Consider the following 19116-nt stretch of genomic DNA (forward strand, 5'->3'; position numbering starts at 1 on the left):
CATTGTTAACCTTTCAACTGAAAAAGCAATTGCGAGACTTTACAGTCGATGTTTCCCAACAAATTGGAGCAGAAACGCTCGTTTTGATTGGTCACTCTGGTTGTGGAAAAAGCACTACACTAAAAATGCTAGCAGGTCTTATCAAGCCGGATGATGGGAGCATTGAATTAGGGAAGCGATTCCTCTGGAACAATGAGCAAGGAACTGATATTCCCCCAGAAGAAAGGAATATCGGATTTCTATTTCAAAACTATGCTTTATTCCCCCATTTAACGGTTGCCGAAAATATTGCTTACGGAATTATGCATCTGAGCCCAGGGGAGAGGTCTGCCCGTATAGAGGAAGCAATTGTCTTGTTGGGTATACAGGCTTTAACCCAATCAAAGCCGGCGATGCTTTCCGGGGGAGAACAGCAGCGTGTGGCATTGGCTCGGGCCTGGTGACTCGCCCCAAACTTTTATTGTTGGATGAACCCCTTTCTGCCTTGGACGTATCTACCCGTTCTTATGTAAGGGCGGAACTTAAAGAATTACTCCATAAACTGGCCATTCCTACCATTATTGTTACCCATGATTATGAGGATGCCCGCGTACTGGCGGATCGCGTAGCTGTTATGGACCGTGGTTTGATTATTCAATCGGGCACACCTAAGGAAATTGCACAGTATCCGGCAAATGACTTTGTTGCTGAGTTTACAGGAACCAATCTTACTCCAATTCCAGGGGATAGGCAGGAAGGGACCTTTGCAGTTGCCTTTGACCCGTGGAAAGTGGAAGTTGGTTACGAACCAAGGGCTGTACAATATGAATGGCAGGGGAAAATTCGGGATATGGCCTGGATGGGGGGATTTGTTCGAATCCAACTGGATACTTTAGTTCATTTTTACGCGGATGTTCCCGTTGAAACAGTTGAAAAGGAAGGATTTAAAGTAGGTGACCACGTTTATGCCCGGATTGCTTCCGAAGATGTTCGTTTGGTAACTGTATCCGCTCCTTTTCAGAGAATCCAAGCCGATCAGGCATTAGAGATAGGAACCAGCAAAGCATCCAGTAAAACGTCTGGAAAGGGATGGAAATGGGTGATTTCGGCTGTTATGTTCCTTGGGATTGCGGCCATCGCAGTAGGAGGGCTTACTTCAAAACCTACCCATTCAGTGGCGCGTGTATCTATGTTTGCCCTGGTAGCAGCTAATGCCACGGATCCCTTTTCCGATTTGACGAAAGAGTTTGAAACGAGTCACCCGGGTGTCAATCTGGAGTCTACATTTGCCGGCACACAAGTCCTGCGGACTCAACTGGAGCAGGGAGCGAAAGCCGATCTCTTTTTATCCGCCGACTTGAAGCATATTAAAGCTGTCGAAAAAGAAGGTCTCATTGAGAAATTTAAAGAGGTATCGAAAAATCATGAAGTGATCGCCATTCCAAAAAGCAATTCTGCTGGCATTCATTCCCTTGAAGACCTTGGCCAAAAACCGGTTAAGCTGGTCATCGGTATTGATAGTGTACCTATTGGTAGATATACACGGCAAATATTTGAAAAGGCAAATGTGACTTATGGGAGTGATTTTTCCAAACAAGTCATGTCCCATGTTGTTTCTCTTGAATCAAGTACCAAGGCGGTTTTGCAAAAGGTTACATTGGGTGAAGCAGAAGCAGGGGTAGTTTACCGAACGGATGTAACACCTGAATTTGAGAAAAGGGTGGATATCATTGAGATTCCGAAAGAATTAAATGTCATGTCTACTAATTATATTGCGGTGGTTAAAAAATCTCCGAACCCAGAATTGTCTCGGCAATTTCTGGAGCTCATCCTATCTGATAAGGGTCAAGGGGCTTTTTTGAAATATGGGTATGATCCATTAAAGTAAATTGGAAAAGGTGATAGTTGCTGCCACTAGGAAACTTTTTTCTGAACCTATCACCTACACGTGTTGCCGATGGTTAAAAAACACTGTAACTACTTAGCTTACTGCCAGACAACACAAATAGAGGTTCCCGGAATAAACGGCGAAGTTCTACTTCTCCGCGTTTTAATATACGCTGGTAGCTCGCTTTCCATTTTTGCAGGCGCTCGGCGTAAGGCGGGCCTGTCTTTTCGGTTTCTTGTGCATATAGCATCTAGCAGCGACCTGCTTTTAAATAAAAAACCAGTAATTATAAAATATTATAAATACAATAAATATATTGAAAAATGATAAGGGATACATTAATATAAAAACAAACTTTACTGGCGGTCTCTGAGGATATCTCCTTAAAAAGAGTTTCTCGAATGTAGTAGACGAATAACCAGTCCGTTTCTTTTCCTTCTAAGAGCAATGGAAGTCAAATGTTATTGATTTGACCCTTTTTGTAGGAGAAGTAAAAATGGACTGGTTTTTTTATTGAAAAAATCTTTTTGATTATTGAAAGATGATTCACAGGGGAGGGGAAGGTCATGAAAACGGGGAAAGAGTCGAAGAACAGCGCGGAAACAGAAAATACGGTGCCAAAAATGGCTGTGCGTGCCTTTATGGAGCACCTCATTGACTACGCGGGATTGTTCCCGCCTGCAAGCCTTTCGCTAGAGGCCGCAATTCGCAACTATGCTGCGTACCGGGCCGATAAAGACGCCTGGATGCTGGGGCGTTTCATTATACCCGCGTCACGATTAGATGAGCTTGACCCGTATGTGCCGCTATTTTCAAACGAGATGGCGCTAAACATTTCGGTTCTCGGCAGCAAGAATGACAATGCGGCAGATTGCCTCAAGGGGCTGCAGGCCGACCTTGCACAAATTACAGCCTTTCGTGAGCGACATGGAGATGCCGTGGAGATAGGAGTGCTCGAAATGCCGTTGCCACCGATTCCACCTATGCGCGAGTTAGTAAAAACTATCGCATTAGAAACATCTAAGCACAGTCTGAATATCTTCTGCGAGGCAACAGTGCCAGTAAACACGGACTGGCAGCGCTATGGACTTGCAACGCTTGATGCAATCGCCGCCCACAATGCTTCGGGTGGAGAGATACTCGGTTTTAAATTGCGCACCGGCGGCGTTACAGCTGATGCATTTCCAACACCTAAGCAGGTGGCTGCTATACTCCTGGGCTGCCGTGATCGCGGTATCACGATGAAGTTTACAGCCGGACTGCACCATCCCATTCGAATGTACCGTGATGAGGTAAATACATGGGTGCACGGCTTTGTCAATGTGTTTGCCGCGGAGATGCTAGCTTACGCCAATAACCTGGATATAGCGACGGTTACGGAAATCCTTGCTGACGAGGCACCAGCCCATTTTTCCTTTACCGCGAAGAGCTTGGCATGGCGTGAATGGACGGTCTCCATGTCTGAAATTACGCGGTTGCGTGAAGCGGCGTTATGTTCTTACGGCAGCTGCAGTTTTGATGAGCCTCGTGACGATTTACGGTCATTACAAATTTTATAACATAATGGAGGTATTGATTATGAAACGTTCATTTATCGAGGTGGGATCCGAATCCCACTTTCCTATTCAGAATTTACCTTACGGAGTATTCCGTCCCCGGAGTGGCGGTACTCCGCGTATTGGTGTTGCCATCGGTGATTTTGTCTTGGATCTTGCAGTGGTAGATGATGCCGGGCACTTTAGCGGGACTGCTGTGGCCGGCAAGGGAGTATTCCACCAGTCTTCACTTAATGCGTTTATGGCCCTGGGGCGTACGATCTGGCGCGACGTACGGGCGCAAATCCAACACTTGCTAAGTGAGGATGAACCGACCCTTCGGGACATCACCACCCTTCGTAATGCTGCATTACTGCATCAAAGCGATGTGGAACTGCTTTTACCTGTGCAAATCGGTGACTACACCGACTTCTATGCCTCGAAAGAACACGCAACGAATGTGGGTATTATGTTCCGTGGCAAAGAAAACGCATTAATGCCAAACTGGACACACTTACCCGTAGGTTACCACGGACGGGCCAGTTCGATTGTTCTTAGCGGTACTGACGTGCGTCGCCCCCAAGGACAGATGAAGCCAGCTGATGCCACTGCCCCCCTGTTCGGACCCTGCCGGCAACTCGACTTTGAGCTGGAGATGGGCTGGCTTATTGGCCCTGGGAACAAATTAGGGCAGCCGATATCGGTCGAGCACGCTGAGGAACACATTTTCGGCCTTGTATTGGTCAACGACTGGAGTGCACGGGATATTCAAGCATGGGAGTATCAACCACTCGGCCCTTTTCTGGCTAAGAATTTCACTACCTCAATGTCACCTTGGGTAATACCGCTTGAAGCCTTAGAGCCCTTCCGCACAGACGGCCCGAAGCAGGACCCTGAACCGCTGCCCTATTTACGTATGCCTGGCGCAGGTACGTTTGATATCCATTTAGAGGTATATTTGCAAGGGGAGGGAATGGAGATGGCACAGCGTATTTCTGCTAGTAACTTTCGCTATCTATACTGGAGCATGGCTCAGCAGATTGCCCATCATACCGTGGGGGGCTGTAACCTGCGGCCGGGTGACCTGCTTGCTTCAGGAACGATCAGTGGATCGGAGAAAGAGACACGAGGCAGCCTAATGGAGTTAGCTTGGCGTGGAGCCGAACCGCTTCACTTGGAGAATGGAGAACAGCGGGTATGGTTAGAGGATGGTGATCAAGTAACAATGACAGGCTGGTGCCAGGGAGAAGGGTACCGGATCGGATTTGGGGAAGTAACAGGACGAGTCCTTCCAGCATTTGAATGAACAGAAAGTGATTTTAAATAAAAGGTAAAAGGGCAAATTCGTTTGTCCTTACCTTATACAAATGTAATCGTTTTATTTACGATCGAGTGCGAGAACGCCCCTTCTTTTAATGAGGGGCATACCACCCCCAGCCTGAACGCCTTCGACCGAACCGGATGCCTTGTCGATTTTGATGCCTTTCTGCCCTTGCACGATCAGGAAATCGAACGATTACATCCGCTACCCAAACCCCAACTATACAGTATGGGCGTATAGCTCTAGATAATAAATCTCCGCATACTTGCGGTTAGGTAATTATTATAAAAATTAGGCCTCCTTGGATACCAACAGTCCATAAGGTAAAATAAAGATAAAATCATGGATAGGGAGGTTCAAGTATGCAATGGGAAAAGGTTCAGGAAATTTATCCAAACCAATTCGTCTTACTTCAATGCCTAAAATCGCATGTTGAAGCGGATAAGAAATATGTAGAAGAGGTAGCAATTGTTCGTCCGCTGGAGGATGAACGGGAAGCGACAAAGGAATTATTGAGAGCAAAAGGAGACCGTTTTGTTTATCATACATCGAAGCCTTCTATCATAATGGAGATTATTCGTAAACCGAATATCAGGGGGAAGACTCCGAATGAAAATGGAGTACATTGATGGTTTGCTGCATGTGTCTTTTATTATTACATATCAAGAGAAGACGATAGCACTTGAGCATGTAATTATAGACACAGGAGCTGCCCGTACAATTATTTCCGCTGATGCTGTATTTGACCTGGGAATTTTTGCTGCGGCAGATGATGAGATTAATGTTATGTACGGGATCGGTGGAGAAGATTACTCATTCCGCAAAGTTGTAGATGAAATTGAGTTTGCACCATTTAAGATTAGTGACTTTCCTATTGATTTCGGTGATTTAGATGAAGCATTCGGAATCAACGGTATCATTGGACTGGATGTTTTGTTAGCAGGGAAATTTGTCATTGATTTAGAGAATATGGTCATTCATCAAAAGGATAAGGAATAATATAGTTTCCCCTTTTCTGGCATTTTGAGAAAAGGGGCTTTTTTAATAGTCTACTTATTTGATTTTTCGAAGTGTCTTAGTATGGTAAAATATTACTGATTAATAGGATGCTGCTTAGGAAACTCGGCTGAAATTATAAGTTGAGTTTTTAGGTATTTGTGTAATTCGGTTTCACTGTTCTAAGTTTTTCATGCGAAACTAAAGAAAACCGAAATAGAGGTGGGAGAGTAAAATGAATAGCGTACAAAATCTTTTAAACTACTGGTACAACTTAGAGTTTTTCTCACCATTCTGGCCGGATGTAACAAAAGACACCATCCATGTAAACAGACAAAGTACGAGGTTAATATGGATAACAAACACTGATTCTAAATATACATATGATGTTTATCTGGGTAAAATTAAGTCACAAGACTTGATTGTTAGATTGTTGGAGTCTATTAATGAGGAAGATAACGCTATAGAACAAGACATATCATCGTCATGTGTTTGTGCTTTTAGAGTAGCGAGTGATGGAAGATATGTTGGAAATTCTTTTTCAATTTCTACCTTTGTGTGGGCAGTTGCTAAAATAATTGCAGAGAAAAACCTAAGGACGGACTTTAAAACGTCAGAAATTGACAAATTGAATAGCGAGATAAATGATATTTTAATCTCCATAAGCACCCCGCTTCAACATAAGGATTTGGAAAATATTTTTTCTATTGTTACGGGGAAAATATTCCTTAAGTTAAACGACAGTGCTTTCTGTGCTGTTATCAATCGGAAGTTTGCTAAAAAGGAAAATAACAAGAGAAAAGAAAGTAGTATAAATCAAGATGAGCAAGTTAATGAAGATAGTGACATTGATACCAGTACTGATATGATGTCAAGCTTCTATGTTTCTGATATTGATATGGTCAAGCGGAATATTCAAACCGGTGATAGAATCGTACAATATATAGAAGCTTTAAAAAAGCCGGCAGTCAATCGAACAGAAATCGATACGGATATCTGCCAAATGGAAAAATGGTTATCGCCTCAAAAATATCCTCTTGGTAAATGGCCTTCAGAGCATAGCCCTAGTCTGATGCAACAAATTGCTATCAATATAGCCATATCAGAAAATGGATATACAGGAGGTATTTTTTCGGTAAATGGACCGCCAGGAACTGGGAAAACCACTCTTTTAAAAGAGGTCATAGCTTCTAATGTGGTAGAAAGAGCATTACTGTTGAGCGAATACAAAAAACCGGACGAAGCTTTTAAGCGGTGTCAGTTTACGGCACCCGAAAATGAATATCTAAAAAGCTATTATCAACCCGATGCTAAACTCAATAAATTTGGGGTTATTGTTGCATCAAATAACAATTCAGCGGTTGAAAACATTTCTAAAGAGTTACCGATTGCCAAAGATGTGAAAAAGGCTAATACAAAACTTTTTAATATTGATGAAACCGACGAGACTTATTTTTCTGATATAGCTAAAACACTTACGGGCAATGCTGAAGAATGCTGGGGGCTTATCTCTGCCCGCCTTGGGAAAAAGTCGAATATTAATGAGTTAAAACAAGCCCTTTGGTTTAACAAAGAAGGTGTTAATTTACAGGAGTTGTATAAAGATGAGTTACCTGACTGGGAGCAAGCTAAGCAAGTTTTTAGAAATAAGCACGCTGAAGTAATAAAATACCGTAAGTTAATCGAAGAAGCAGTCGATAAGGTTAATAAACACAAACAAATTGTCCAGGAACGTCATGATGCTTTTGATAGAATGTCAGTTGCAAAAAGCAAGTTGGAGGAACAGCAAAATCTACTTGATGAACGAGTTAAGAAGCAAAATCGTTTACAGCAGAAACTGGATATAGCACAAGAAAACGTCGGCCTACTCCAAAGTAGGCTTCCATGGTTTAAAAGGTGGTTCTCATTTTGCTTCAAAAAAGATCCAATTATTGTGGAGATAAAAGAGGCGAAACAAGCATTGGATCAAGTGACAATTAACCTCGCAAGGATTAACTCTGAAGTCGATAACTTGAAAACACGGCTAGAAGAAGTTAACGATAATTATGTAAGTACCCAAAGTTATTTTGCTGGCAAAGAAGAGCTATTTCTCAATTCTAATAAACAACTGGACAGCTATAAAACACAATTTGGAAAAAACTTTGCTGGCGAGGGATTCTGGACGGGGATTGAGAACAACCACAACTCACAAATAGCCTGCCCGTGGACTGATAAAAAATATGACACACTTAGAGAAGAACTGTTTTATTATGCATTAATGTTACAAAAGGCATTTATCCTTAACTCAAAAAGCATAAAGCAAAATATGAATTGTCTGGTGAATATGTGGAGCAATAAGTTTTCGGAGCAGGATAAAGTGTTAGGATTCTCCCCCTTGCTTAATACACTATTCTTGGTTGTACCGGTAGTATCCACCACATTTGCATCAGTCTCAACATTTTTACAATACGTGGGCAAAAATGAATTAGGAACTTTAGTCATTGATGAAGCAGGACAAGCTACTCCTCATTCTGCAATAGGAGCATTATGGCGCACTAACAAAGCACTTATTGTTGGAGATCCTTTGCAGGTAGAACCCGTTGTAACGATTCCTAAGGAGCTATCCAAGAGATTTGCCGAACAATTTAGAATAGAAGATTTATATAAGCCGCAGGAGCTTTCTGTTCAAGTGTTAGCTGACACTATAAATCCATACGGAGGATACCGAGAATATACAAAGGGGAGCATATGGCTTGGATGTCCGCTAGTGGTACATAGGAGATGCTTAGACCCTATGTTTTCGATCTCTAATGAAGTAGCATACAATAATCGAATGTTTAAAGAGTCTAAGGAAGCCGACGTTAATGCAGTACTTTTATTAAGTGAGTCTGTATGGATAGACATAACTGGAAGAGAGCATGGGAACAAAGATCATTATGTACCAGAGCAAGGGGATAGGGTAATTGAATTGGTGCTAGAATCTTTTGCATTACAAAAGGGATTTCCTGATATCTATATTATTAGCCCTTTTAAATCTGTCGCCAATAATATGAGGAGTATATTAAAGAAAACCCTCTACAAACATTGTAGAGACTATAATAAAGATGATATCGATAAGTGGGTAGATAAGTCTTGCGGGACTGTCCACACTTTTCAGGGAAAGGAAGCCAATGAGGTCATATTGATGCTTGGCTGTGATGAAAAAAGTGGTGCAGGAGCTGCGCAATGGGCCGGGAAAAAACCTAATGTACTCAATGTTGCTGTGACAAGAGCGAAATACCGGGTTGCAATTATTGGCGATAGCAAATTGTGGAGGAAAATTCCCCATTTTGCTTTTGCATATAAAACGCTATGTAAAGATTAACATAAATTTCCCGAACAATGGTTGGTTTTCTTATAAAGAGAATTGGTGATGACCTTCCGTTTTCTAATTATCCAGAAGGCAGTATGCAATCGAGTGTAACGCCATTAGGAAATCTTTGTGGAACGATAGTGAGTTGATAAAATTTTAAAAATAGACTGATCTTAATTCACGTACAGGCACATCGTGGGCGTTTTATCCATACGATAGGGTAAGGCGTAAAATCAACAGGAGGTGCCCAATGACCGGACTGTTTGCTGCGATCACCATGTTTGTGAAGGACCTCATGTTTTTTGTTTCCTATATTAAGAATAACGCGTTTCCCCAGCCGCTCAGTGATAAGGAAGAAAACACGTACCTTGAGAAAATGGCGCAGGGGGATAAGCATGCGCGGAACATGCTGATTGAGCACAATTTACGTTTGGTAGCCCACATCGTAAAGAAGTTTGAAAACACGGGAGAAGACAGCGAAGACTTAATCTCCATCGGCACCATTGGCCTTATCAAAGCAATCGAGAGCTACCAAAAAAACAAAGGAACTAAACTGGCTACATATGCAGCGCGGTGCATAGAAAATGAAATCCTTATGCATCTTCGCTCGCTCAAGAAAACAAAAAAAGACGTCTCCCTCCACGACCCGATTGGAACGGATAAGGAGGGAAATGAATATACACCCTCATGTTATCCGTCGCTGACCGAGGGTGCTTTCCTTTCCGGTACTTTCGGATAAACAACCAGAGTGAACTCATCATTGCGCTGCCATGTCTCTTTTCTATACTCCGCTTTTTCAAGAATAGACCTAATCAGGTTATTGCGGAGCTCGGCGCTCTCCGTCCTATTGTATAAATCCAGCATATCACCGGCCCCTTGCAACTCTATTCTTGGCAAATTCTCCAGTCCCTCTTGCTTTTGCAAATCCGCTTTGTAATCCTCGATCGCCTTATCCATTTGTTCCAATCGCTCTGCAAGCTTTTCCATTCGCTGCGTATAAGTAAACAGGTCATAAACACCGCGTTCAAGAAAATCATGCAGCCGCTCCCTTTGCGTTTTGATTTGCCCTCGTTCCTTTTCAAACCGTTTCATAGCTATTTCCTTTATAGAGGAAATACCCTCCTCGGGGCATGGAAAAAGCGAGTGAAAGCCATCTTTCCTACTGTAATGCTGAAGCCATCTTTTTAAACTATCCAAAAGGCGCGACTCAACGTACTCGAACCGGCTGCTTTTGTTTCCGCACGATTTGCGGTTCGGGCACATAAGGTGTGGTTTTTGCTGAGCATAAGGCCGCAGCACCATCGGTTTCTTACATACGGCGCACTTAATCAATCCGGCCAGCGGGTTGGAGAGGCGATGCTTGAGCGGGTGGGGAGCGTGGGATTTTGATTGTAAAATGCCTAATGCTTTCTTGTATATTCCCATTGAAACGAGAGGCTCGTGCTTTCCGGGAACGTCCACCTGGTTCCAGCGGATCCGCCCGGCGTACACGGGATTTTTTACGATGGCCAGTACGGAATCCGCTGTCCATTCCTTTCCTGTGGAAGTCTGGTACCCCATGCGGTTCAGCTCTCGGGCAATGTCGGTAGCGCCCCGGCGATCAGCCGGGACGTCACATGTATACCATGCGAAAACCATTTTTACAACTTCATGCTGCTCCGGGTGGGGAACGAGGTAGCGGGAGCGGGCTTCTTTATGGATCGAATACCCATAAGGGGGCGGGAGGCAATATAATTCCCTTCCTGGGCGGAGCGGATGCGCCCTCCCTGCATGCGGCGGGTAATAATTTTTAGCTCTTTACGTGCCATGAAAGCTTCAAATTCACTGTATTCCTCGTCCCATTCATCGTTTAAATCATAAACCTTGCGGGGTGTAATAATTTTTGTTTCGGCCGTTTTGAACGTTTCGAAAATAAATCCCTGCTCCCTCATATTGCCGCGTCCGAGCCGATCAATATCCATACAGAGTACAGCATCGTACAGGCGGCTGCTTACTTCTTCCAGCAAAAGCAGCATTTGCGGCCGCTTCACCAGACTTTCTCCGGAAGCGATCTCTTCCCTGACGCTGCAAATTTCCAGCTTGTTTTCCTGCGCGTAGTGAAGCAATGTTCGCCTGTGGCGGGCAAGCGTTTCCCCTTCCCCCCGCGCCTCGGCTTCTAAATCCGCCCGTGACTTACGAAGATACATACACACACGCTTCATCTGCATCATCACCTCACCGTTAATGTATGAGGCTCATAGCTTGCACATGAATCAAGTTTGCGGGCACGAACGATGCATTAACATACTGTCTATACAGGAAAACCCCTTGCCGGGCCGATAGATGGTTTTTTTTCAGCCCATTGTCCGGTATAATAGAAACAATAGCATATAGACAGAACGAAATCGTAAGAGAGGAGAAGCTATGGATTTATTAAATGAACTTTTCAAATCGCCAAATGATATTTTCCTGTTGGGCCTTGATCCATTTGAATTTGTTATTTATAGCTTTCTGCTGCGACTAGTGAATGAGAATGGCGTGGAACTCTTTCCTTCCATTAGAAAGATTGCGGCAGTATGCAATATGAACAAAAACACCGTAGAGAAGAAGCTGAAAAGCATGGAGGAAAAGGGCATTATCGAAATTTATAAGTACCAGAACAAAAATTGTTATAGGCTTTTGCCGATTGAGAATACGAGGCACGAGAAGCAGATGGTTTTTTCCGGAAGGGCTTGATATGAATACAAAGCCCGTTGCACTCGTAACAGGGGTACCGTCGGGCGTGGTGTAAAACTGTCTCTTTTCCTGAAAAATACGGTTCCATGGAGGCTGTGGGAAGGAATCATCCAGCGTGCGCTGCGCACGAAGTAAAAAACAAGGGCCGTCCGGAAATTCTTCTTCATATAGTATAGCGAGAGGTGATGTGCGATGGAGAAGAAGGAATACGACGCGACCTACCGGATAGAGAAATCAACAATACATGTTCAGTCTCCCCCTCCGTTGAGCAAAGAGGAGACGAATAGAGTGCTCCGAGCGTTTCATAGGGCAGGGTGGTGCATTATGCGCGAATTGGCGGAAAACGGGGAGCATCACAAAACGGATATGGCCGGAGGGCAAATGAAATAAGCCTCATAGACATTCTCGGTACGGAAGCGAATGAAATCGAAGAGCATGTCCAGTTGAAAATTGAGAAGACAAAAATATACAAACATATTCATGTGCTGGATGACCGGGAAAAAGAAGTCATTATCGGGCGGTTTGGCCTTGATAATGAAGAAGAACGGACACAGCGTGAAATTGCAAGAGAACTTGGAATCTCCCGGTCTTATGTATCACGAATCGAGAAACGGGCACTGCTTAAACTGTTCCATGAATTTTACCGAAAAAATGAAAACGCGGTCAAGAGTTGACGATGGCTCTCGCACATACGATGCCCTTCCTTTTCCCTTTAATATAGAGGAAAAGGAGGGGTTTTTATTTTTTAGGGAAACAAACGAGTGGCAGTTGACTAGATAGCCTTAGGCCAAACTATGGAAGCAAAGGGGGAAGCTTGGTAAGTTTGGAGGATGGCTCCGCCCTCATTTTTTGATAACATGGTTAATGTTATGTAAATAAACAAACAGAAAGGACATCATGAAGAACATAAAAAAGTATATAGTTTCAGGAGTTCTCTCCATTTCGTTACTTGTCGGCACTTTCAACCCTGTCCCGGCCTCATCCGGACGCGTCTTTAGCGATACATATAAAGCTCAGTGGGCGGAGCCCAGCATTGTAGGTCTCTATAACAAAAACATAATGCGCGGGATAACGAGCACGCAGTTTGCACCGAAGGCACCCATTACACGGGCCGAATTTGCCGCCATTTTATCTAGAGCCGTCAATAGGCCTGCAACCATTACCAGCTTTCCATTTCAGGACGTTCCAAAAAGCAAGTGGTACTATTCATCAGTAAAAAAAGCATATTCTATGGGAATTGTTAAAGGTGTGAGCTACAATCGGTTCCAGCCGGATCGGCCGATTACCCGCGAGGAAGCCGCGGCCATTCTTTCTCACACGTTTAATTATCCTCATACCAGTAGTGCATTGCCGTATCGGGATGCCGGTAACATTGGCCGGTGGGCGGTAAGCAGTGTACAGGCTGTGACACAGAAGAAGATTTTTGTCGGGACGGGCGGATATTTTCATCCGAGAAAAGCACTGACGCGTGCAGAGGCAGCAGCTGTGATTTATAAAGCTCTGTACGGCAAAGCGCCTGCCGCGCCTGCACCTTCACGGACAGTGGCTTCCCGCTCGGGAGACAGATTGGGGGAGCTGCTGTACCGGGCAGTGAATCCGCTGCTGGGCGTTCCCTACCGCTGGGGTGGAACAACGACAGGCGGGTTTGACTGCAGCGGGTTTACGAGTTATGTGTATCGTTCGGTTGGGATGGAACTTCCACGCACAGCCGCAAGCCAGTTCGCGAAAGGAAGTGCAGTATCTGCAAACGCCATGGAGCCCGGAGATTTAGTGTTTTTTGATACGGGCAGCGGTTCTATTTCCCACGTGGGAATTTTTATGGGAAATGGTAAAATGGCTCATGCTGCAAGCGGGCAAGGGAAAGTGGTTATTAATGATATCGATTGGTATTTATCCCATTACCGGGTTGTGGGCATAAAACGATATTTATAATGGAAGTACCCAGTAGGGAGAGGTCAAAAGCCTCTCTTTTTTGGTTTGTTAAGGAAACGTTTTTGTGGAGTATAATAACGATAATAATAATACGGAGCTGATGGAAATGACGGATAGGCGTACGGAAAAAACGACGGATTCCAAATACATTCAGCAGCACCTGGCAAACGAACGAACGTTTCTGGCGTGGATACGGACCGGAATCGCGATGATTGGCCTCGGGTTTTTAGCAGCGGGGGTTGTATTCAAGGCCGCTCCTTACTCCCTATTGAGCCATACGATTGCATTCATTGTGGGCATCGGTTCCGTTCTGCTCGGATGTTTTATTATTATGTTTGCAACAAGAGACTACTTTACAAAGCAGGAGGGGATTAACACCGAAACGTTCCGCTCCCCAAAGAAAATGATTTTTTTCTTCTTTGCTACTTTGACGTTCGTCAATGTATTCCTGCTTATTCTCGTTGTGCTGCTTTTGCTATTTTAACATTATGTGATTAATTCCTTATATGTATTTCTTTTATCCTATAAAAAAGGTAAAATTCTATAAAAAGAGAATTTTATAGTTAGTGAGAAGCAGGACATGAGTCTGGGTGGATGTAATGGGTGATTCTTATAAAAGGCGGAAATGGACGACAAACCACCCGTCATCCGTAATCGTATCTACGTCCGAGGCGATAATATGCTGGAAACCTTCCTCATCTGTAGTCAGCCAATTATCCGCCTCATCCTTGAAAACGGGGTAAACATAACCGTTCTTAAATAAAACAGGAGAAGCCGGAAAAGCAGTAGATTCATCCGCTGAACGAGCATGTACATCCAGTATGCATTGTGCGAGTTCCATATTGTCTTGCTCCTTTATTGTTTGCTGTATTTATTCTTTTATATTACCTCAAATTTCACGATTGCGTATGTGGTATTTGTAGAAAGGAAGAACCTATTTATGTGGGGATTTATCAGTCTTATTGGTTTTTTCTGTGCTGTTGTATTTCTCGGTTTCTCGCTTGTCTCCATTCTTTCTGTTTTTACGAAGAAAGGAAAGCTTGTACATGGTATCGTTGCGATTTTATTATCAGGCGTTTTCTTTGGCGTCTTTATTTTAGGGGCTGTGAAAAATGAGCAAACGTTTCTGCTGAAACAAAACAAAATTAGCGGGAAACCGGCTGATTCCGGCATAATCAAAAAATCCGGCCAGCAATAGCATGCCCTCTCCGGAGGTCTGCTTCCTTTTTCTGGTTCATGTGTGGTACGATAGGCAAAGATATGGCTCGAAGCAATTATTTACATAGCGGGAGATGTTAATCGAAATGGAAGAAATGAAGAACTATCGCATTGAGAAAGATTTTCTTGGCGAGAAAGAAGTGCCTGTAGATGCGTATTACGGTGTTCAAACGTTAAGAGCCGTGGAAAACTTCCCGATTACCGGCTATCGTCTCCATGGTGCTCTCATTGTGGCCATGGCCATTGTGAAAAAGGCGGCAGCACTCGCCAACATGGAGACAGGGCTTCTAAATCCGCGCATTGGCCAGGCTATTGTAGCGGCAGCCGAAGAAATTATCGCCGGGAAATGGCATGAGCAGTTCATTGTCGACCCCATCCAGGGGGGAGCCGGGACCTCGATTAATATGAATACAAATGAGGTCATCGCCAATCGTGGGCTTGAGCTGCTCGATGAAGTGAAGGGAAATTACTTTCAGCTAAGCCCAAATACGCATGTAAATATGGCCCAATCCACCAATGATGCGTTCCCCACGGCCATTCACATTGCAACGCTTACCCTGCTTGAGAAGTTATTAAAAACGATGGACAATTTGCATGAAGCCTTCGCCGCAAAGGCGAAACAATTTGACTCGATTATCAAAATGGGCCGAACACACTTGCAGGATGCGGTGCCGATTCGCCTTGGCCAGGAATTTGAAGCGTATCGTCGTGTGCTTGCCCGTGATATTCGCCGAATCCAGCAATCACGCCAGCATTTGTATGAAGTCAATATGGGTGCTACAGCAGTAGGGACAGGGTTAAATGCAGACCCCCGCTACATCGAGAGCGTTGTAAAACACCTGGCAGACATCAGCGGTTTTCCGATTGTGGGCGCGGAGCATTTGGTCGATGCTACACAGAATACGGACGCCTATACGGAAGTATCGGCTGCACTTAAAGTATGCATGATGAACATGTCTAAAATCGCCAATGATTTACGCCTAATGGCTTCGGGTCCCCGTGTCGGGCTGCGGGAAATTTCTCTTCCTGCCCGCCAGCCCGGTTCCTCCATTATGCCGGGCAAGGTAAACCCGGTTATGGCAGAAGTAATCAACCAGATTGCCTTCCAGGTTATCGGAAATGACAACACCATTTGTCTTGCTTCGGAGGCCGGCCAGCTTGAATTGAACGTTATGGAGCCTGTGCTTGTATTTAACCTTCTGCAGTCCATCAGTATTATGGACAACGGATTCCGTGTGTTTAGGGAATATTGTGTGGAGGGCATAGAGGCAAACGAAGAGGTACTGAAGGAATATGTGGAGAAGAGCGTGGGGGTTATCACAGCTGTTAATCCGCACCTTGGTTATGAAACGGCGGCGCGCATTGCCCGCGAGGCGATACTAACCGGAAAATCCGTTCGTGAACTTTGTTTGTATTACAATGTATTGACCGAAGAAGAGCTCGATTTAATTCTTGATCCGTACGAAATGACCGATCCGGGAATTTCCGGGGCGTCCCTCCTGCAGAAGGACTAATTCATACATAGAAAAAGGGAAGGCAGACATTCTGTTTTCCCTTTTTTTGTTTATTGTTTCCAAGAAGCGTGTATTATGAAAGAAGAAGGGAAGGAAATCACGTTTTTACCCCATAAAAAATCAGTCGGTTACGAATCGTATAGAGAAAAACGGAGAGGAAAGGAAGTACCGGAATGAAAAAATACGCAACAAAGAATAATCTCATTTTCGGATCTGTGATTTTATTTGCTCTAGGAACACCGGTTCTTGCGTCTAACGTGGCGGGTACGGACACCAAAGCAAACAAGACGGTTACTGCACAGGCCACGGCCACGGCGAGCGCACAGAGTGTGGGCCAAATCACAGCTACGCCGATAAGTCCGGCAGCGGGGGGAACCGCGCAGACGGCAGAATCCGCGGTTACAAAAGTACCGTTAGATAAAACGCTGGATCAGTTCTTAGCGGAACAGTCCAAAAACAAGGCGGTACAAACGAATTCCAAGCAAACAAACCCGGGCCCGGCAGCTCCTGTTCAAAACAAGCCGAAGAACAGCACAACCACTGCACAAAATACAACTACATCCGTCAATAAAGAAACACAGTATATAAGCGAGGAAGTAACAAATTTACTGAAGGCCAGAGGGTTAAATAAAGCGCAAATTGATAAGATGGAGCGCCTTCTTGCATCCGGCATGCCCGCTGACAGGCTCATTAGCGCGCTGAATGAGAAAGGGGAAGGCGAGGTTGCGGATATTCTTAAGCAAGGGGGAGGAAAGAAAAAAGGCCATTATAAAGAAAAGCACGGGGATGGTAAGGAAAAACATAAAAAGAAAGGAAATGAAACAGATGAACATGATGATGATTAAAATTCATCCTTTGCTGGCAATATGTTAGCTCAATAAAACAAAGGCGGATGACAAACAATAAGTGTACGTTCCAAGCAGGAGGTGAATAGCATGGCACAGGGTGGAAGCAGAAACAAATTGCTTGTTCCCCAGGCGGCACAATTGCTGGATCAGTACAAATATGAGATTGCATCCGAGTTTGGTGTACAGCTTGGTGCAGGTACGGTTTCAAGAGCCAATGGCTCGGTTGGCGGAGAAATGGTGAAGCGTCTTGTCAAGATGTCACAAGAGCAGTTGGTAACCAGAAAATAACATAAATCATTGTGGATAAGGGGCGCCCTCCGGCGTCTCGGTTACATAAATGCAAAAAAGCGGCCGGATTCTGCACTCCGCCGCTTTTTTATTATAACAATCGTATCGCTTCGCTTATCGCACGACAGCCTCCGGTGTCCGCAAAAATTTCAGCACCGCACTTACAGCGGCCTCGCCCTGGTCAATGCAATCCGGCAGTCCTGCCCCGTGGTACGGAGCACCTGCAAGGAAAATACCGGGCAGGCTGCTGCCAAGCTCAGCCTCCAGCTTATCCATCCGGCGCTGGTGGCCAACGATATACTGCGGGCGGATTTGCTTCCAGCGGGTGATATGGTGAAATTCGGGCTTTCGTTCAATCTTCATGATTTTATTTAAATCGGTAAGCACCGCATTGATAATCGTTTCATCCGATTCATACACAATGCCTTCCTGCCCTGCGCGTCCGACGAAGCAGCGCAGCAAAACCTTGCCTTCCGGCGTTGTGTGGGGCCATTTTTTGTGTACCCACGTGCATGCGGTAATATTATAGCTGGCATTGCGGGAAACAATAAACCCGGTTCCGTTAATGTCCTGCTTTATGTCTGCCTCGGAAAAAGCAAGCCCGACCGTTGCCACCGATGTCGTCGGCATATCTTGTAGAAGGTTAATGAATGAATAATCGGCAAGTATCTCACGCGTCACCTTCGCCGGCGTCGTCATGACAACACTGTCGGCTGAAATGGCCGTGCCATCGGATAAGTGCAGTTCATATCCTTCCCCGGTTTTCGTGATTTTCTTGACGGCCGTATTCTTTCGTACATGAACGGGATCCAGCCTCTGTTCAATCGCGTCCACCAATGACTGAAGACCGCGTTTAAACGTGAGGAATGCGCTTGTTGTTTTCTTATTTGCGGCTGATTTTGGCTGCTTTGGTGTTGTAGACCGCATGCCGAGAATTAAGCTCCGGTATTTCTGCTCTACCTGATAGAATTGCGGGAAGGTGGACATCAGGCTCAAATCATCGATGTTCCCGGCATATACACCGGATAGAAGCGGTTCAATCAGGTTTTCAACGACCTCATTGCCGAGACGGTGGCGGAAAAATTCGCCCAGGGAGCGATCTCCGTCTTTATGGCTTCCACGCGGGAGAACGAGATCGAGTGCCGCACGCGCTTTTCCGGCGGGTGAGAAGAGCGAAGTCGTTACAAATGGTGCCAGCTTGGTAGGAATACCCATAATTGATCCGCCAGGAATCGGGTATAATCGGTCGTTGTTCAGTATATAGGCCTGGCCAGTCTGATTGCGTACAAGATCACCCTCAAGCCTTACTTCCTTTGCAAGCCGGGATGCACTCGTTTTGCGCGCAAGGAACGAATCGGGCCCCCGCTCGATCACAAATCCATTCGTATAATCTGTTTGGACCTGGCCCCCCAGCCGATCGTCCGCTTCCAGCAATACGTAGTTTATGGGGAGCTTCTGTTCCTGAATCTCTTTTTGCAAGTAATAGGCAGTCGTCAAGCCGGTAATGCCTCCTCCGACTATAGCCACTGTAAGAGCCTGCGTGCTCATCAT

Annotated in this window: 20 protein-coding genes and 2 pseudogenes; 17 read left to right on the top strand and 5 right to left on the bottom strand. The window is 44.9% G+C overall.

Features of this window, described 5'->3' with window-relative positions; genetic code table 11:
* Nucleotides 1-2: 2 nt before the first annotated feature.
* Nucleotides 3-443, top strand: a complete 441-nt coding sequence (locus MBEAL2_RS28915) for an ATP-binding cassette domain-containing protein (protein ID WP_052947506.1) — start codon at nucleotides 3-5, stop codon at nucleotides 441-443.
* Nucleotides 444-484: 41 nt separating this feature from the next.
* Nucleotides 485-1867 (top strand): molybdate ABC transporter substrate-binding protein, encoded by a 1383-nt coding sequence (gene modA, locus MBEAL2_RS28920; RefSeq protein WP_152667715.1) that lies wholly within the window; start codon nucleotides 485-487, stop codon nucleotides 1865-1867.
* 73 nt (nucleotides 1868-1940) lie between these two features.
* Here modA and MBEAL2_RS31640 read toward each other — a convergent pair whose 3' ends face one another.
* Nucleotides 1941-2117, bottom strand: coding sequence for a hypothetical protein (locus MBEAL2_RS31640; protein WP_161798174.1), 177 nt, complete (start codon nucleotides 2115-2117; stop codon nucleotides 1941-1943).
* A gap of 316 nt (nucleotides 2118-2433) precedes the next feature.
* On the opposite strand from MBEAL2_RS31640, the gene MBEAL2_RS05550 reads away from it, so the two are divergent.
* From MBEAL2_RS05550 to sigK, 7 genes and pseudogenes are all read left to right on the top strand, one after another.
* On the top strand, nucleotides 2434-3426 hold the full coding sequence (locus MBEAL2_RS05550; RefSeq protein WP_236692694.1) for a hypothetical protein: 993 nt from the start codon (nucleotides 2434-2436) through the stop codon (nucleotides 3424-3426).
* A gap of 19 nt (nucleotides 3427-3445) precedes the next feature.
* Entirely contained in the window at nucleotides 3446-4708 is a 1263-nt protein-coding gene (fahA, locus tag MBEAL2_RS05555) for a fumarylacetoacetase (protein WP_047151329.1), read from the top strand.
* A 42-nt stretch (nucleotides 4709-4750) separates the two neighbouring features.
* A complete protein-coding gene (locus MBEAL2_RS31010; protein WP_152667716.1) occupies nucleotides 4751-4963 on the top strand; it encodes a hypothetical protein in 213 nt (70 codons plus the stop codon).
* 122 nt (nucleotides 4964-5085) lie between these two features.
* The gene (locus MBEAL2_RS05560; RefSeq protein WP_047151330.1) at nucleotides 5086-5352 is read left to right on the top strand and encodes a hypothetical protein; all 267 of its coding nucleotides are present in this window, start codon (nucleotides 5086-5088) and stop codon (nucleotides 5350-5352) included.
* Entirely contained in the window at nucleotides 5333-5722 is a 390-nt protein-coding gene (locus MBEAL2_RS05565; protein WP_047151331.1) for an aspartyl protease family protein, read from the top strand. Before MBEAL2_RS05560 ends, MBEAL2_RS05565 begins: the two co-directional genes overlap by 20 nt.
* A 232-nt stretch (nucleotides 5723-5954) precedes the next feature.
* Nucleotides 5955-9062, top strand: coding sequence for a DEAD/DEAH box helicase (locus tag MBEAL2_RS05570; RefSeq protein WP_047151332.1), 3108 nt, complete (start codon nucleotides 5955-5957; stop codon nucleotides 9060-9062).
* Between the two features lie 238 nt (nucleotides 9063-9300).
* A pseudogene (gene sigK, locus MBEAL2_RS05575) lies at nucleotides 9301-9726 on the top strand (RNA polymerase sporulation sigma factor SigK); the annotation flags it as partial.
* Nucleotides 9727-9740: 14 nt separating this feature from the next.
* Here sigK and MBEAL2_RS32660 read toward each other — a convergent pair.
* On the bottom strand, nucleotides 9741-10688 hold the full coding sequence (locus tag MBEAL2_RS32660; RefSeq protein ID WP_236692695.1) for a recombinase family protein: 948 nt from the start codon (nucleotides 10686-10688) through the stop codon (nucleotides 9741-9743).
* Nucleotides 10689-10690: 2 nt separating this feature from the next.
* Nucleotides 10691-11251, bottom strand: coding sequence for a recombinase family protein (locus tag MBEAL2_RS32665; RefSeq protein ID WP_236692696.1), 561 nt, complete (start codon nucleotides 11249-11251; stop codon nucleotides 10691-10693).
* A gap of 202 nt (nucleotides 11252-11453) precedes the next feature.
* On the opposite strand from MBEAL2_RS32665, the gene MBEAL2_RS05585 reads away from it, so the two are divergent.
* The 4 genes and pseudogenes from MBEAL2_RS05585 (at nucleotide 11454) to MBEAL2_RS05600 (ending at nucleotide 14181) form a co-directional block, all read left to right on the top strand.
* A complete protein-coding gene (locus tag MBEAL2_RS05585; RefSeq protein ID WP_052947508.1) occupies nucleotides 11454-11765 on the top strand; it encodes a helix-turn-helix domain-containing protein in 312 nt (103 codons plus the stop codon).
* A gap of 362 nt (nucleotides 11766-12127) precedes the next feature.
* A pseudogene (locus tag MBEAL2_RS05590) lies at nucleotides 12128-12439 on the top strand (sigma-70 family RNA polymerase sigma factor); the annotation flags it as partial.
* A gap of 223 nt (nucleotides 12440-12662) precedes the next feature.
* Nucleotides 12663-13697 (top strand): S-layer homology domain-containing protein, encoded by a 1035-nt coding sequence (locus tag MBEAL2_RS28925; RefSeq protein ID WP_052947509.1) that lies wholly within the window; start codon nucleotides 12663-12665, stop codon nucleotides 13695-13697.
* Between the two features lie 64 nt (nucleotides 13698-13761).
* Nucleotides 13762-14181, top strand: a complete 420-nt coding sequence (locus tag MBEAL2_RS05600; RefSeq protein ID WP_236692697.1) for a YidH family protein — start codon at nucleotides 13762-13764, stop codon at nucleotides 14179-14181.
* Between the two features lie 126 nt (nucleotides 14182-14307).
* Here the strand turns inward: MBEAL2_RS05600 and MBEAL2_RS05605 are convergent, their stop codons facing one another.
* Nucleotides 14308-14538 (bottom strand): hypothetical protein, encoded by a 231-nt coding sequence (locus MBEAL2_RS05605; protein WP_047151333.1) that lies wholly within the window; start codon nucleotides 14536-14538, stop codon nucleotides 14308-14310.
* Between the two features lie 99 nt (nucleotides 14539-14637).
* Between MBEAL2_RS05605 and MBEAL2_RS05610 the strand changes: the two genes are divergently transcribed.
* The 4 genes from MBEAL2_RS05610 (at nucleotide 14638) to MBEAL2_RS05625 (ending at nucleotide 17565) form a co-directional block, all read left to right on the top strand.
* Nucleotides 14638-14895: a hypothetical protein gene (locus MBEAL2_RS05610; protein ID WP_047151334.1), complete on the top strand. Its 258-nt coding sequence runs from the start codon at nucleotides 14638-14640 to the stop codon at nucleotides 14893-14895.
* A gap of 106 nt (nucleotides 14896-15001) precedes the next feature.
* Nucleotides 15002-16429 (top strand): aspartate ammonia-lyase, encoded by a 1428-nt coding sequence (aspA, locus tag MBEAL2_RS05615; RefSeq protein ID WP_047151335.1) that lies wholly within the window; start codon nucleotides 15002-15004, stop codon nucleotides 16427-16429.
* Between the two features lie 173 nt (nucleotides 16430-16602).
* On the top strand, nucleotides 16603-17274 hold the full coding sequence (locus tag MBEAL2_RS05620; RefSeq protein WP_047151336.1) for a hypothetical protein: 672 nt from the start codon (nucleotides 16603-16605) through the stop codon (nucleotides 17272-17274).
* A 90-nt stretch (nucleotides 17275-17364) separates the two neighbouring features.
* Nucleotides 17365-17565, top strand: coding sequence for an alpha/beta-type small acid-soluble spore protein (locus MBEAL2_RS05625; protein WP_047151337.1), 201 nt, complete (start codon nucleotides 17365-17367; stop codon nucleotides 17563-17565).
* Nucleotides 17566-17679: 114 nt separating this feature from the next.
* On the opposite strand, the gene hemY is transcribed toward MBEAL2_RS05625, so the two are convergent.
* Nucleotides 17680-19113 carry a protoporphyrinogen oxidase gene (gene hemY / locus MBEAL2_RS05630; protein ID WP_047151446.1) on the bottom strand — a complete coding sequence of 478 codons (1434 nt, stop codon included), beginning with the start codon at nucleotides 19111-19113 and terminating at the stop codon, nucleotides 17680-17682.
* Between the last annotated feature and the right edge of the window lie 3 nt (nucleotides 19114-19116).

It is taken from the genome of Aneurinibacillus tyrosinisolvens (assembly GCF_001015055.1).
GTDB lineage: Bacteria > Bacillota > Bacilli > Aneurinibacillales > Aneurinibacillaceae > Aneurinibacillus_A > Aneurinibacillus_A tyrosinisolvens.